This is a genomic window from Kitasatospora kazusensis, from assembly GCF_039529945.1.
Taxonomy (GTDB): Bacteria; Actinomycetota; Actinomycetes; order Streptomycetales; family Streptomycetaceae; genus Kitasatospora; species Kitasatospora kazusensis.
In genome coordinates this window covers 95,799-109,673 of sequence record NZ_BAAANT010000016.1, presented here as the reverse complement: position 1 = coordinate 109,673, position 13,875 = coordinate 95,799, and the positions used below count along the sequence as shown (strand labels likewise).

Genomic DNA, 13,875 nt, shown 5'->3' with positions numbered 1-13,875 from the left:
CCAACTCTGGCAACGGCGCCGAGGCGTGTCAATGCTCCGGACTTGACGTGACGTGGTGTCAAATCACGGGACGTCAAGCCGGTACGGGGTCACCGCCGGAGGGTCGGCGCGCCTCGGGGGCGGCCTCGGGGCGGGACGTACCCCCGGGCCGTCCGGCCCGCGGGTTCGACGGTGACGTACCCGCCCCTCGGTGGGCCGTCAGTCGTCGCTCTCGGGTCCGGCGAGGTTCTTGGTCAGCCATTCGAGGGCGTTGGGGATCAGCTTCTTGAAGTCCGAGGTCAGGTGGTTGCCGCCCGGCTGCTCGTAGTACTCGACGGTGGTCGGGGCGACGGCCTTGGCGACCCAGTGCTTGACCACGCCGACCTCGTACGCGCTGGCGCCGCCGGCGGTGGCGAGCATCTTGACGTCGGCCTTGCTGGTGGAGATCAGCTTGTCGGGGCCGTTGGCCTCCTGTTCGGCCGGGTGGCCCTTCCAGAGCAGGGAGTCCGCCTTGAAGTCGCCGTCGATCGGCACGGCGGCCGCGTAGATGTCGGGGTGCTGCATGGCCAGTTTGGCGCTGCAGTCGGCGCCGCTGGAGGCGCCCATCAGACCCCAGCTGTCGCGGCCCTTGAGGGTGCGGAAGTTGGCGCGGACGAAGTCCGGGATGTCCTGGGACATCCAGGTGCCCATCTTGGGCTGGCCGGGGATGTCGGAGCAGTCCAGGGCTCGGTGCTCGTCGCCCGTCAGGTTCTGCACCGGCATGATCATGATGAAGGGGTGCGCCTTCTGCTCCTGGGCGAGCTGGGCGTCGATCTCCTGGATCGGCAGCTGGTTGTCCGTCCAGGTGTTGTAGCCGTTGCTCTGGCCGCCCGCGTAGAGGGTGAGCACCGGGAAGCCGAACTTGGCGTACTTCGGGTCGCTGTACTGCGGCGGCAGCCAGACCCAGACGGCGGCGGAGACGCCGGACTTCTTGCCCGCCAGGGTGGTCATCATGATCGGACCGGCCTTGGTGTCCCGGACCTTCTTCAGAGCGGCGGCCGGACCGGTCGGCAGCACGACCTTGGAGTTCTTCGGCGGTGCGCTGCTCGCCGGGGTGGTCGGGGCGGCCGCCGCGCTGCCGCCCGCCCCGGCGTCGGTGGCCGGCTTGCCGTTGCTGCTGCAGGCCGCCAGGGCGGTGAGGAGCGCGAGCGCGGTCATACCGGCCAGGACCGGACGGGTGCGGGTGCGGGTGGGCTGCGACTGCGACTGCTGCACGGTGGGGAATCTCCGATCGAACCGGGCGGCGGCCCCCGGGTGAGGCCGTCGGGGAGGTCGCGAGCGGCGTTCCGGCGTACCGGCGGCGCGCTGCCGTCCGAGGCACTCCCCCGACCTCAGGGCGGCGCGCCTGCCCCGGGTGGAGTGGCGCGCTGTCCTTGATCCATGACGTTGCTTCAGCCCTCGGCAGTTGCCGGGTTTCGCCCTGCTGTTCGGGAGACCGCCCCGGGATCGGCCGCCGGCCCTTCCAGCGGCCGGGCTGTCGGGATCTGGGGGCGCAGTAGGGGCCGAGGCCACGGAGAAGGTGGCCGGGACTGCACGTGCGGTGCGGCCGCGGTGGGCGGGCGCAGTCAGCCGGAGACGGACCGGTCGTACTCGTACCGCCAGCGCGAGCGGCCCTTGCTGTCGTACTCCTTCGCCTTGCGGTAGATCAGTGTGGTGCTGGGCACATCCCCGTGGGCCGGGACGGGCACCTTGTAGAGGTTCGGCACGCCGTTGAAGGGGCCCAGCGGGATGGGCAGGACCTTGCCGTCCAGGGGGCCGCCGATGAATTCGGTGTCTGCGCTTCTCACCTGGCCAGCCTATGCCCGCCCGGTGTGCGGCGGCCGGTGTGACCTGTGCGGCACCGCCCCCGGTCGGGAGGACCCCGCCCGCACCCTTATCCTGCTCTGTACGCCCCCGGGGTTCTCCCGGGCAAGCGGGCCCCGTACGGGCCGGGCCGGGCGCGCATCGGTGCGCCTGCCCGCCGAGCTTCAACTCTCGTACTCCGTCACGTGACCCCGGGCGTCGGCCGTCCGGCAACCCCGGCTCCGGCCCGTGGCGGACGTGTCGGACCGAGCCGGACCCGGGAAGCAACGGGCGGGCTCGGGCGTTGCGTCGGATGTTGCGTCGATTGCTGTGCCGTACCGGTACAGCAGGTCACAGCAGGTGCGGAAGGGGCCCGATGGAAGCCAGCAGTAGGTGGACGACCTGGTGGCAGCGGCGTGACCGGCGTCGGGTCGGACCCGCGGCCGGTCCGGACGCGGCCGTCCGGCTGGATCTGCTGCTCGGAGCGGTACGGGCGGGATTCCCGGTGGCGCCCGCCGCGCACCCCGCCGGTCACCGCTGTTCCTGCGACCGGGTCGGCTGTCCGGCCCCCGCCCAGCACCCGGTCTCGTTCGCCTGGCAGTCCCAGGCGACCACCGACCCCGAGCAGCTGGCCCACTGGCTCTCGCGGGACTCGCAGGCGAACTTCGTCACCGCCACCGGCCGGGCCCACGACGTCCTCGACGTCCCGGCGGAGGCCGGCCGGCTGGCGCTGGAGCGGCTCGACCTGCTCGGCGTGGGCGGTCCGGTCGCGGCCGTCGGCGAGGACCGCTACCTGTTCTTCACCGCCACCAAGGGCACCCCGGCCGACGAGGACGAGTGGTGGCCGAGCGTGCTCGACAGCACGCCCGACACCATGTCCGAGCACCCCGGCCTGCGGTGGCACTGCCGGGGCTCGTACACGCTCGTCCCGCCGGCCGCACTGCCGGACGGCTCCGAGGTCCGCTGGCTGCGCGGGCCCGAGCAGCCGCTGCCCGACGCCCTTCGCGTCCTGGACGTCCTCACCGACGCCTGCACCGAGGTCGGCGCGGTCGCCGAGGAGCAGTGGCTGATCGGCTGAGCCGGCGCCGACCGGGGGACAAACCCCTGGGGGCGTGGGGCGCGACCGCTCAGGGGAGGGTGAGGATCTCCGCGCCGTCCGCGGTCACGAGCAGGGTGTGCTCGAACTGGGCGGTGCGCTTGCGGTCCTTGGTGACGACCGTCCAGCCGTCGGCCCAGATCTCGTAGTCGTAGGTGCCGAGGGTGAGCATCGGCTCGATGGTGAAGGTCATGCCGGGCTTGATGACCTCGGTGGCCCGGTCGCTGTCGTAGTGGGGGATGATCAGGCCCGAGTGGAACGACGTGTTGATGCCGTGCCCGGTGAAGTCGCGGACCACGCCGTAGTCGAAGCGCTTGGCGTAGGACTCGATCACCCGGCCGATCACGTTGATCTGCCGGCCCGGCTTGACCGCCTTGATCGCCCGGTTGAGGGATTCGCGGGTCCGCTCGACCAGCAGCCGGGACTCCTCGTCCACGTCGCCGCACAGGTACGTGGCGTTCAGGTCCCCGTGCACGCCGTGGATGTAGGCGGTCGCGTCGATGTTGACGATGTCGCCGTCCTGAAGGACCGTCGAGTCCGGGATGCCGTGGCAGATCACCTCGTTGACGGAGGTGCAGATCGACTTCGGGAAGCCCCGGTAGCCGAGGTCCGACGGGTAGGCGCCGTGGTCGCACATGTACTCGTGGGCGACGACGTCGAGGGCGTCGGTGGTGACCCCGGGGGCGATCAGCTTGGCGGCTTCCGCCATCGCCCGGGCGGCGATCCGGCTCGCGATCCGCATCTTCTCGACCGTCTCGGCCGTCTGCACCTCGGGCCCGGTGTACGGGGTCGGCGCCGGCCTGCCGACGTACTCCGGGCGTGCGATGTGCGCGGGGACCTTGCGGACGGGGGACTGGATGCCGGGAACGAGAGCCATGCCGGCGATTCTATCGGCCGGGTGCCCGGCGCCCCGGCTGTGTGTACGAGCCGGGGCACGGGAAAGATCAGTACGTGTGAGCGCCGGAGGACGGCGCCGGGCGAGGACGGGAGAGACGGCCATGCCACTGGGGTTCGGCAGCAAGCCCACCGGTAAGCCGGGGGAGTGGTTCTACTGCATCAAGCACGCCAAGGTCGAGGAGGGCCCCGAGTGCCCGGCCAAGGACCGCCTCGGCCCGTACACCACCCGCGAGGAGGCCGGCCGCGCGCTGGAGACCGCCGCCGAGCGCAACCGCGAGTGGCGGCGCCAGGACGAGCCCGCCGAGGGGGACGAGGACTGACGGGCCGGGCGGGCCGGGCGAGGTTGTCGGGGCCCGGCCCCGGCCCCGGCCCGGTCCGGCCTCAGGCCGCGAGTGCGGCGGTGTCCTCGCGCTCGGCGCGCACCGCCGCCGCGTGCGGGTCGGTCCGGTCGTCGTAGGCGAGGAGTCTCGGGAGCGCGGCGGTCAGGCCGATCACGCCGACCACGCAGGCCAGGCCGCCCGCCCAGACCGAGCCCCGGACGCCGATCAGGGCCGCCGTGCCGCCGGCCCGGACCTGGCCCAGCTGCGGGCCGACGGAGTAGCTGAGCAGCTCGACCCCGGCCAGCCGGCCGCGCAGCCCGTCCGGGATGGACTGGTTCCACATGGTCGAGCGGGCGACCCCGCTGATCTGGTCGGCGCCGCCGGCCAGCGCCAGGCAGAGCAGGACCAGCCATATCTGCCCGGCCAGCCCGGCCAGCGCCATCGCGGCGCCCCAGCCGAGCGCGGCGAGCACCAGCACCCGGCCGTGCCGGTGGATGTGGGAGGTCCATCCGCTGGTCACCGAGACCACCAGCGCGCCGACCGCCGAGGCCCCGTACATCAGGCCGAGCGCCCAGGTCGCGTGCAGGTCGGCGGCCAGGAAGGGGAAGATCGCGACCGGGTACGCGAAGAGCATCGCGCAGGTGTCGATGGCGTACGTGCCCAGCAGGTCCTTGCGGCTCCAGGCGTACCGCACCCCGTTGCCGATCGCCCGCAGCGAGGGCTTCTCGGCGCCGGTGGACGGCGGGACGGCGCGCATCCGGGCGAGCAGCAGCAGCGAGACGGCGAAGGTGGCCACGTCCAGCGCGTACGCGCACCGGACGCCCGCCGCCACCACGATGACGCCCGCCAGGGCCGGGCCGGCCACCGAAGCGGCGTTGCGGTAGAGCGATTTGAGGGCGAACGCGGCGGTCAGCTGGTCGTGCGCGACGATCCTGGGGGTGAGCGAGTCCAGCGCCGGGCGCTGGAGCCCGTCCACGGCGGCGACCAGGCCCGCGACCAGGTAGATCGGCCACAGCAGCGGGGTCGGCAGCAGCGCGTTGAGCAGCAGCAGCCCCGAGAGCAGGCCGAGCCCGGCCTCCGAGAACAGCACCAGCCTGCGGCGGTCCAGCGCGTCGGCGAGCGCTCCGCCCCACAGGCCGAAGACGATCAGCGGCAGCAGCTCCACCGCCCCGACCAGGCCGACGGCCAGCGAGGAGCCGGTCAGGTCCTTGATCTGCAGCGGCACCGCCACGTAGGTCAGGAAGCTGCCGAAGGCGGAGACGCACCCCGAGCTCCAGAGCAGGCGGAAGTCCCGCGAGGAACGCCAAGGGGCCAGATCGGGGCGGATCTTGCGGATCAGTGCGCGGAGCCGGGGCAGGCCAGGGGGTTCGGAAGTCATCGGGGGTGATGATCCGCTCTGCGGGCGCGGCGCCGCAATCGAATTAACGGTGGTCCGAGCCGTGTCACCAGCCCGATACAGTCTCGTGCGATATCGCACACAAGTGCGGACCAGAGTGCTTGTGGGGGAACGCCGTGAAGTCCGAGAAGTCGAGCGCGCCGGAGGCCGGGAGATCCGGGGCCGACCCGTGGGCCCCGCCGGACCCAGGCCCTGACCCGGACCAGCCGCCCCGGCCTCCGCAGGACTGGCACGCGGAGCCGCCGCTGCCCGCCGCCGCTTCGGGGAGCAACCGGTTCGCCATCGCCTCGCTGGTCACCGGCCTGCTCTGCTGCGTCTGGCCGTTGGCCCTCGGCTTCGGCATCACCGCCCTGATCCAACTCCGGCGGCGGGGGCAGCGCGGCAAGGCGCTGGCCGTCGCCGGCGTCGTGCTCGGCGGCCTGGGCCTGTGCGCGACCGTGGTCGGAGGCGTGACGGCGCTGCTGCTCGGCGGCTCGGTGTTCGGTTCGGTGAAGGTTTCCGCGCTGCGCACCGGCCAGTGCTTCGACCGCGCCCCGAAGCTGATGACGGACAGGTTCCTCGTCGTGCCGTGTGGGCAGCCGCACTTCGGCGAGGTGACCGGCACCACCGAGCTGTTCGGTGATCACTTCCCGGGTCGGGACGCCGTCTCCACCATGGCCGCCAAGCTCTGCGGGACGATGACGGTGAGCTACGCGGCCGACCCCTGGGGAGTCCCGGCCCGCCTGCGGAGAGTCCACTTCGCCGCAGGCGACCAGACCGCGTGGGACCGGGACCCGCACCTCGCGGTCTGTGCCTTCGTCGACGACTCCGCCCGGATGCGGGGGAGCCTGCGGTTCGACTCGTCGACTCTGACCCACGACCAGAACGCTTATCTGGACGCCACCCGCCACCTGGACTGGAAGTCGCCGACCGACTCGCCCGGTACGGACCCGGCGGCCTGGCACGACTGGGCCCAGCAGCGGGTGTACGGACTGACCTACGCTCTGCTCGAACTGCGGGCCAGGACCTGGCCCGGCGGCACCGCCCCGGCGATGGAGGACCTGGAGCGGGCCCTGCAGAGGGAACTCGACTCCGCCAAGGCCGTGCTGGCCTGGCCGCCGACCGGGGCCGAGCGGGACGCCAAGGTGGCGGATGCGCAGGCCACGCCCTCCCTCGAGGACCAGGCGGCGGTCCGACAGCTGCTCTCCCTGCGGACCCGTCCGAGCTGAACGGCCACCCGCCCGGCGGCCGCGGCCGCCAGGCGGCTACCACCGCACCGCCGTCGGCGCGGTGAGCCGCTCGGCGAGGCGGGCCAGCCGGGCGCGGAGGCCGGGCGCGGAGCCGGCGGCCGCGCTGACCAGGTGCTGGACCAGTTCGAAGGGCTCCTCCCCGGCCCCCGGCACGGCCAGCCGTTCGTGCGCCAGGCCGGCCAGCTCGCGGTCACCGGTGTCCAGGGCCAGGACGGTGGCACCGCCGCGGCGGGCGTCCTGCACCCGCTCCAGCAGCGGCACCCCGGCGGTGGCGGGCGCCACCACCAGCACCGTCACGCCGCGCCGCACCTCCGTCAGCCGTCCGAGCCCGTACCCGAGGTGCGCCGGTGCGCCCTCCGGTACCTGATGGCGCAGCAGGGTGGGGGCCAGTCGGGGGACACCCGACCAGCGCGCCTCGTCGTCCAGATGAGCGGCCAGGTGCCACGGTTCGTAGCGTTCGGTGCCGACCAGCAGCAGGCCGTCGGCGGTGCGGCGGCTGACCGAGTGCCGCAGCGCGCCCGCGAACACCCCGGCCGACTCCGGCCAGCCGGTGCCGGCCAGGGACTGGCGTAGTGCTGAAACTCTCACGGCGTCCATGCCGTTCAGGATGGAGCCGCCATCCACGCTTTGGCAGGATCTCCCCATGAGTACCCACGATTCAGTGACCAACCCGGCCCACCAGCTCCCTGACGTCTCACAGCTCGTGGTCGGCGTCCTGGGCGGCACCGGCGACCAGGGCCGCGGCCTGGCCTACCGGCTGGCCAAGGCCGGCCAGCAGGTCGTCATCGGCTCGCGTACGGCCGAGCGGGCCGAGGCGTCCGCCGCCGAGCTGGGCCTCGGCGTACGCGGCGCGGACAACGCGACCACCGCACGGGAGAGCGACATCGTGATCGTCGCGGTGCCGTGGGACGGCCACGCCGCGACGCTGTCCGCGCTCCGCGAGGAGCTGGCGGGCAAGATCGTCGTCGACTGCGTCAACCCGCTGGGCTTCGACAAGCAGGGCGCCTACGCGCTGAAGCCCGAGGAGGGCAGCGCCGCCCAGCAGGCCGCCGCGCTGCTCCCGGACTCCCGGGTCACGGCCGCCTTCCACCACCTCTCGGCGGTGCTGCTCCAGGACGAGTCGCTCGCGGAGATCGACACCGACGTGATGGTGCTCGGCGAGGACCGCGAGGCCACCGACACCGTGCAGGCACTGGCCGCCCGGATCCCCGGCATGCGCGGCGTCTTCGCCGGACGGCTGCGCAACGCCCACCAGGTGGAGTCGCTGGTGGCCAACCTGATCTCGGTGAACCGCCGCTACAAGGCCCACGCGGGCCTTCGCGTCACGGACGTCTAGGACCGTCGGCCGGCCCGCCGCCGGTCTGCCCGGAAGCCCCCCCCGCCGTCGCGAGCGGGGGCTTCCGGGACAATGGATGCCGACCGCCCCCGCACCTAGGAGCCCCCGCATGCCCCGCAACGCCCTGATGGCCTCGATCGTCTTCGTGCTGGCGGTGACCGCCGCTGTGGTCTCGTTCGTCCAGGGCAACTGGTTCGGGGTGGTGTGGGTCCTGCTCGCGGGCGTCTCCAGCAACATCGCCTGGTTCTACATCCGCCGTGAGCGCCTGGCGAAGGCGTCGGCATCCTCGGGGAGCTAGAAACCGGAGAGCCGTAAGCCGGAGAGCCGGAGAGCCGGAGAGCCGGAGAGCCGCAAGCCGGAGCCGGAGAACTGGAAGCCGGAGTAGGGGCCCGGCCGCAGCCGGGCCCGGACTCCGGCCACCGGTCGCGCTACGGCTTCACGTACAGCCGCGTCGCGTCGATGTTGCAGAAGAACTTGTTGTAGGCCGCCCCGCCGACGCGCGAGCCGTACATCTGCAGCTGCTTGTAGTAGACCGTCGGGACGGCCGGGACCACGTCCTTGGCGATGTAGTCGCTCAGCTTCATCCACGCCGCCGCGGCCTTCTGCGGGTTGGTGACGGTCTTGGCGCGGTCGATCCGCCGGTTGACCCCGGGGTCGTCGATCATCGAGTGGTTGGAGGCGCCGTCGGCGACCGTGCGGCCGTCGAAGAGCGGCGGGATCACGGTCAGGCCGCTGGGCCAGTCCGCGCCCCACGCCGAGCCGTACATGTCGAAGCTGTTGTCGGTCCGGCCGATGGTGTCGTAGTAGTTGCGGCCCGGGATCGCGACCCGCTCCACGTCGAAGCCGGCCTTGTCCAGCGCGGCCTCGACGGCGGCCGAGTACTGCTGGGCCGCCGGGCTGTCCACGAAGGCGTAGCGGATCTTCATGCCCACCTTGTGCAGGCTCTTGAGGATCCGGCGGGCCTTGTCCGGCTCACCGGCGGGGTGGGCGACCTTGCCGAGCGGGTCGCTCTTCTTGTAGCCCGGCAGGGTCGGGCTGATGAAGCTGCCGGCCAACTCGGCGCCGTACGCGCCGCCCTGGGCGTCGTACACGGCCTGGGTCGGGACGGCGTAGGCGAGGGCGAGCCGCAGGCGGCGGTCGGTGATCAGCTTGGTGTTGAAGTTGATCTGCGCGACGTACGACTGGTAGCCGGCGAGGGTCCGCCCGGCCTGCTGCGGGTCGGCCATGACCTGGGCGATGTCGGCCGGGTCCACCGAGTTGGTGAAGGTGGTCGCGGTCCGGTCGTCTCCGCTGTCGCTCATCAGGCGGTGGGTGGCGTCCACGCTGGAGACGTTGAAGGAGATCTGGAACCGGTCCGGGTACTGGTGCCGCGCCGAGTCCGTGGCCGGGTCCCACTGGGTGTTGCGGACCAGGGTCATCGAGACGCCCGGCTTGAACTCCTGGATCCGGTACGGGCCGGAGGCCACCGGCGCCAGGTCGTACGCCTGCTTGGTGTCCTTGGCCAGCGGGACCGCGCTGTACCCGGCGAGCGCCAGCGCGTAGGGCAGGTCGGGCTGCGCCTGCTTGAAGTGGAAGACGACGGTCCTCGCGTCCGGGGTGGCGAGCACGGAGTCGGGCAGGTGGCTGCCCGTGTAGGGGCCGTCGGGCAGCAGGTTGCGGTAGTCCGTGCCGCTGGTGTCGGCCAGCCACCGCTGGAGGTAGGTCGGGCCGTTGGTGATGAACGGCGCGAACAGGCGCTCGACGGACTGGCGGATGTCGGCCGAGGTGATCGGCGTGCCGTCCTCCCAGCGGATCCCGTTCTTGAGCGTGTAGGTCCACGTCCGGCCGCCGTCGGTCATCCTGCCGCTGTCGGTGGCCAGGTCGCCGACGACCGAGTACGCGCCCGCGTTGTCGAGCTTGTAGGTGGTCAGGCCCCGGTCCAGCAGGGTGGCCAGCTGCGCCTGGTTGTTGACGTAGACCTGGGCGGGGTCGAGGTGACCGAAGGTGTCCTGCTGGAGCACGTTCAGGGTGCCGCCGCCGGTGGCTCCCGGGATCGGCTGCGCGGGGCCGGTGGAGCCGGCCGCGTCGGCGAAGGTGATCTGCGCCGGGTTCGCGAGCGCGTCCTGCGCGGCCGCTGTCGCGGAGGTGCCGGCGGCGGTGCAGGTGAGGATCAGTGATCCCACGGCGAGGGCCGCCAGCGTGGATCTGCTTCTCGCCGTACGGAACATGTCGTTCATACGAGTCATCAGGTGTTTCCCCAGAGCTCGGAGTGAGAGTGTGTGGTGCACGGACGGCGGGCATCGGCGGCGGGCGTCCTGCCGGTCCGGACGTGCGCGCGGATGCTCCGCGCCGGCCGTGCTTCCGGCCGTGCTTCCCGCCGTGCTTCCCGGCGGTCAGGTCGTCCTCGGCCGACAGCCGGCGCCTGCCGGTTCGTGCGACTGAACTCCCTTGGACACAACGTGCGTTGCCTTTCGAGGATGTCTCGAAATGCATGTTTGGCTGACTGGTTCACGACTCTCCGGCCAGCTCCCGCACCCGGTCAACCGCGTTGGGTACGGCGTTGTCACCTTGCCCGGCGGACAGGCACCCCCGGAACGCCGAACGGCCCCCGCACCGCCGCCCTTGAAGGGCGGCGGTGCGGGGGCCGTTCGGGCCGGGGGCTGTGGTGCCGGGGGCCGTTACTGCAGCGGGACGGTGGTGAGGGACTGCGGGCTGGTGCCGTCGAGGGCGCCGCTCATCGCGTCGCGCCAGATCGGGCCGGCCAGGGTGCCGCCGAAGGCCTGGTCGACGGTGTGGCCGCCGATGCTCTGGCCGTCCAGGGAGGTGGGGGCGGCGACGTCGCTGACGACCGTGGCGGCGGACAGCTCGGGGGTGTAGCCGACGAACCAGACCTGGCGGCCGGCGTTGGTGGTGCCGGTCTTGCCGGCGCTGTCGCGGTCGCTCAGGCCGGCCTGGGCGCCGGTGCCGTCCTGCACCACGCCCTTGAGCATGGTGGTGATCGAGTCGGCCGTACCGGTGGACATCACCGGGCGGCAGTCGGGCGCCGGGACGGACAGCGACTTGCCGTCGGCCGTGGTGACGGAGCTGATCGCGGTCGGGGTGCAGTAGGTGCCGTGCGCGGCGAAGGCGGCGTACGCGCTCGCCATCTCCAGCGGGGTGAGGGCGTTGCTGCCCAGCGTCATGGACTGCACCTGCTGGAGCGTGTCACCGCCGGCCTGCTGGCTGATGCCGAGCTTGTTGGCCATCTGCACCACGTTGCAGAGTCCGGCGTCGCCCTCCAGCGAGACGAAGTAGGTGTTCACCGACTGGGCCATCGCGGGCCCCATGGTGAACGGCCCGACCAGGCTGGTGGAGTCGTTGTGCACGTCGCCGCTGGTGTGGACACGGGTGCCGCTGCAGCTCTTCATGTCCGGCCACGGCATGCTGTACGGCGAGGGGTACGACTGCGAGGGCGTGATGCCGTTCTCCAGCGCGGCGGCGGCCACGATCGGCTTGAAGGTCGAGCCGGTCGGGAAGCCGAGCCCGCCGCCCATCGCCTTGGTCACGTTCAGGTTGATCGTGGTCTGATTGTCGTTGACGCCGTACGGGCGGCTCTGGCCCATCGCGATGATCTTGCCGGTGCCCGGCTGCACCACGCTCATCGCGGTGGCCGCCTTGTCCGAGGCGTAGACGTGGGTGCTGACCGACTGCTGGAGGGCCTGCTGCGCCTTGGGGTCGAGCGTGGTGTGGATCTGCAGGCCGCCGCGCTTCCACAGCGCCTGCCGGTCGGCCGAGCTCGCGCCGAAGGCCGGGTCGGTGGTGACCACCTTCTTCACGTAGTCGCAGAAGAAGCCCTCGCCCTGCGCCGCCGTGATGCAGCCCTGCTGCGGGCGGCTCACGTTGAGGGTGATCGGGGAGGCGATCGCCTGGTCCGCCTGGGCCTGGGTGATGGTGCCGTACTGCGCCATCTTGCGCAGCACGGTGTCCCGGCGTTCCTTGGACTGCTTGGGGTTGACGATCGGGTCGTACCCGGTGGGCGACTGCACGATGCCGGCCAGCAGGGCGGCCTGCGGGAGCGAGAGGTCCTTGGCGTGGACGCTGAAGTACCGCTGGGAGGCGGCCTCGACCCCGTACGCCTGCTCACCCATGAACGTGATGTTCAGGTAGTTGGTGAGGATCTGGTCCTTGGTGAGGGTCTCCTCCAGCTTGATCGCGTACTTCATCTCCTTGAGCTTGCGGCCGATGGTCTGCGCCTGGGCGGCCAGCACCGCCTGCTGGTCGTCGCCCGCCTCGTCGACGAAGACGTTCTTCACGTACTGCTGGGTGAGCGTGGAGGCGCCCTGCGAGACGCCGCCGCTCGCCGCGTTCTTGTTGATCGCCCGCAGCACGCCCTTCAGGTCGATCGCGCCGTGCTCGTAGAAGCGGTTGTCCTCGATGTCCACCAGCGCCGACTTCATCAGCGGGGATATCTGGTCGCTCGGCACGACGGTGCGGTCCCGGTTGTACACGGTGGCGATCACGCCGCCGTCCGCGTCGTAGACCGTGGACGCCTGGGAGAGCGGGGGAGCGGTGAAGTCGCTCGGCAGGCTGTTGAAGCCCGAGACGGCCTCCTTCGCGCCCAGCCCCGCGCTGCCTATCGCGGGCAGCGCCAGCCCGGCGGTGACCACACCGGCCACCGTGCTGATGCCGACCAGCTGGACGGCAAGCCTGATCATGCGTGCGGAGGAGCGAGAGCGCGACGGAGACATGCCTCTGAGCGTAAGTACGCGGAATGAGAAATCGGACAGAACGGCAGGCGTCTTCCGTCACAGGATTGCGACAGATTCCCCCCGGCGGGCCGGCGCCGTGGACCGGCCCGACCGGCCGCCCGGCCTTGCCGGGCAAGGCTCGATCGTGTCGGATCCAAACAGGCCCTAGTTCTGCCAGAACTGGAACAGGTAGTGACCGAGCTGCGCGTAGCCGCCGTCGACGCCGAAGAAGCCCATGAGGTCGTAGACCAGGCCGAAGAACCACTGGTTGACCGCCGACTGCCACAGCACGATGAACACCGCGAGCATCCCGTACGGCGCGAACGGTGCGACCGCGCGCCGGGCCTGCGGCGAGAGCCACGGCTCGATGATGCCGTAGCCGTCCAGGCCCGGGACGGGCAGCAGGTTCAGCAGCGCGGCGCTCAGCTGGAGCATGCCGAGGAAGCCGAGCGCCACCGCGAGCGGGGAGACGTTCAGCTCCTGGCCCTCGTAGAACGCGTGCACCGTGGAGTCGTCCAGCCAGCCGGCGCCGACCGGGATCAGCAGCAGCGCCGCGAAGACCACGTTGACCAGCGGGCCCGCCGCCGAGATCAGGCTGTGCTTCAGCCGGCCCTGGATGCGGTGCCGCTCGATGTAGACCGCACCGCCGGGCAGGCCGATGCCGCCGAGGATCACGAAGATCACCGGCAGTACGAAGCTGAAGAGGGTGTTGACGTACTTGAAGGGGTTCAGGGTCAGGTAGCCCTTGGCGCCGATCGAGATGTCGCCGCTGTGCATCGCCGTCCGGGCGTGCGCGTACTCGTGCAGACAGAGCGAGACCATCCAGCCCGCCACCACGAAGAGGAACACCCCGAAGCCGGCGTTGCCGTAGCCCGACCACACCGCCCAGCCGGCGGTGGCGAGGGTCGCGAGCAGCACCCAGAAGACCGGGCTGATCCGGCGGTCCTCGCTGCGCGAGCGCTGAGTATCGGCGAAGGTCATGGCGGTGGGGCTCCGAGCGTCGGGGGCGGGGGCGGCGGGCAGAGGTCCGATCATGCCGGGCCGGGACGGGCCCCGACAAGCGGCCCCTGGTGAACGCGTGGTATCCGGCCCTGG

General features: G+C 71.8%; 13 protein-coding genes. 5 read left to right on the top strand and 8 right to left on the bottom strand.

What is annotated here, in order from left to right:
* Positions 1-198 precede the first annotated feature (198 nt).
* Positions 199-1,233 (bottom strand): alpha/beta hydrolase, encoded by a 1,035-nt coding sequence (locus ABD330_RS16190; RefSeq protein ID WP_344465471.1) that lies wholly within the window; start codon positions 1,231-1,233, stop codon positions 199-201.
* Positions 1,234-1,583: 350 nt separating this feature from the next.
* Positions 1,584-1,805, bottom strand: a complete 222-nt coding sequence (locus ABD330_RS16185; protein WP_344465469.1) for a hypothetical protein — start codon at positions 1,803-1,805, stop codon at positions 1,584-1,586.
* A 371-nt stretch (positions 1,806-2,176) separates the two neighbouring features.
* Between ABD330_RS16185 and ABD330_RS16180 the strand changes: the two genes are divergently transcribed.
* Entirely contained in the window at positions 2,177-2,878 is a 702-nt protein-coding gene (locus ABD330_RS16180) for a bifunctional DNA primase/polymerase (RefSeq protein WP_344465467.1), read from the top strand.
* Positions 2,879-2,927: 49 nt separating this feature from the next.
* On the opposite strand, the gene map is transcribed toward ABD330_RS16180, so the two are convergent.
* Entirely contained in the window at positions 2,928-3,773 is an 846-nt protein-coding gene (gene map / locus ABD330_RS16175) for a type I methionyl aminopeptidase (RefSeq protein WP_425555547.1), read from the bottom strand.
* Between the two features lie 121 nt (positions 3,774-3,894).
* Between map and ABD330_RS16170 the strand changes: the two genes are divergently transcribed.
* Positions 3,895-4,113, top strand: a complete 219-nt coding sequence (locus tag ABD330_RS16170) for a hypothetical protein (protein WP_344465465.1) — start codon at positions 3,895-3,897, stop codon at positions 4,111-4,113.
* A 61-nt stretch (positions 4,114-4,174) separates the two neighbouring features.
* Here the strand turns inward: ABD330_RS16170 and ABD330_RS16165 are convergent, their stop codons facing one another.
* Positions 4,175-5,491, bottom strand: coding sequence for an MFS transporter (locus tag ABD330_RS16165; RefSeq protein WP_344465463.1), 1,317 nt, complete (start codon positions 5,489-5,491; stop codon positions 4,175-4,177).
* A gap of 134 nt (positions 5,492-5,625) precedes the next feature.
* Between ABD330_RS16165 and ABD330_RS16160 the strand changes: the two genes are divergently transcribed.
* On the top strand, positions 5,626-6,717 hold the full coding sequence (locus tag ABD330_RS16160; RefSeq protein ID WP_344465461.1) for a DUF4190 domain-containing protein: 1,092 nt from the start codon (positions 5,626-5,628) through the stop codon (positions 6,715-6,717).
* A 36-nt stretch (positions 6,718-6,753) separates the two neighbouring features.
* On the opposite strand, the gene ABD330_RS16155 is transcribed toward ABD330_RS16160, so the two are convergent.
* Positions 6,754-7,335, bottom strand: a complete 582-nt coding sequence (locus ABD330_RS16155) for a hypothetical protein (protein WP_344465459.1) — start codon at positions 7,333-7,335, stop codon at positions 6,754-6,756.
* A gap of 46 nt (positions 7,336-7,381) precedes the next feature.
* Here ABD330_RS16155 and npdG point away from each other — a divergent pair, with 46 nt between their 5' ends.
* Both npdG and ABD330_RS16145 read left to right on the top strand, forming a co-directional pair.
* Entirely contained in the window at positions 7,382-8,074 is a 693-nt protein-coding gene (gene npdG, locus ABD330_RS16150; RefSeq protein ID WP_344465457.1) for an NADPH-dependent F420 reductase, read from the top strand.
* 109 nt (positions 8,075-8,183) lie between these two features.
* Positions 8,184-8,372: a hypothetical protein gene (locus tag ABD330_RS16145; protein WP_344465455.1), complete on the top strand. Its 189-nt coding sequence runs from the start codon at positions 8,184-8,186 to the stop codon at positions 8,370-8,372.
* Between the two features lie 130 nt (positions 8,373-8,502).
* On the opposite strand, the gene ABD330_RS16140 is transcribed toward ABD330_RS16145, so the two are convergent.
* The 3 genes from ABD330_RS16140 to ABD330_RS16130 form a co-directional block, all read right to left on the bottom strand.
* Entirely contained in the window at positions 8,503-10,299 is a 1,797-nt protein-coding gene (locus tag ABD330_RS16140; RefSeq protein WP_344465452.1) for an ABC transporter substrate-binding protein, read from the bottom strand.
* Positions 10,300-10,731: 432 nt separating this feature from the next.
* A complete protein-coding gene (locus ABD330_RS16135; RefSeq protein WP_344465450.1) occupies positions 10,732-12,747 on the bottom strand; it encodes a transglycosylase domain-containing protein in 2,016 nt (671 codons plus the stop codon).
* A gap of 198 nt (positions 12,748-12,945) precedes the next feature.
* Positions 12,946-13,761: a site-2 protease family protein gene (locus ABD330_RS16130; protein ID WP_344465448.1), complete on the bottom strand. Its 816-nt coding sequence runs from the start codon at positions 13,759-13,761 to the stop codon at positions 12,946-12,948.
* Positions 13,762-13,875 lie beyond the last annotated feature (114 nt).

Bases quoted from the DNA above. Each gene is read 5' to 3' on its own strand.
- ABD330_RS16180 (WP_344465467.1), top strand. From the start codon at position 2,177: ATGGAAGCCAGCAGTAGGTGGACGACCTGGTGGCAGCGGCGTGACCGG.
- map (WP_425555547.1), bottom strand. From the start codon at position 3,773: ATGGCTCTCGTTCCCGGCATCCAGTCCCCCGTCCGCAAGGTCCCCGCG.
- ABD330_RS16170 (WP_344465465.1), top strand. From the start codon at position 3,895: ATGCCACTGGGGTTCGGCAGCAAGCCCACCGGTAAGCCGGGGGAGTGG.
- ABD330_RS16165 (WP_344465463.1), bottom strand. From the start codon at position 5,491: ATGACTTCCGAACCCCCTGGCCTGCCCCGGCTCCGCGCACTGATCCGC.
- ABD330_RS16155 (WP_344465459.1), bottom strand. From the start codon at position 7,335: ATGGACGCCGTGAGAGTTTCAGCACTACGCCAGTCCCTGGCCGGCACC.
- npdG (WP_344465457.1), top strand. From the start codon at position 7,382: ATGAGTACCCACGATTCAGTGACCAACCCGGCCCACCAGCTCCCTGAC.
- ABD330_RS16145 (WP_344465455.1), top strand. From the start codon at position 8,184: ATGCCCCGCAACGCCCTGATGGCCTCGATCGTCTTCGTGCTGGCGGTG.
- ABD330_RS16140 (WP_344465452.1), bottom strand. From the start codon at position 10,299: ATGACTCGTATGAACGACATGTTCCGTACGGCGAGAAGCAGATCCACG.
- ABD330_RS16135 (WP_344465450.1), bottom strand. From the start codon at position 12,747: ATGATCAGGCTTGCCGTCCAGCTGGTCGGCATCAGCACGGTGGCCGGT.
- ABD330_RS16130 (WP_344465448.1), bottom strand. From the start codon at position 13,761: ATGACCTTCGCCGATACTCAGCGCTCGCGCAGCGAGGACCGCCGGATC.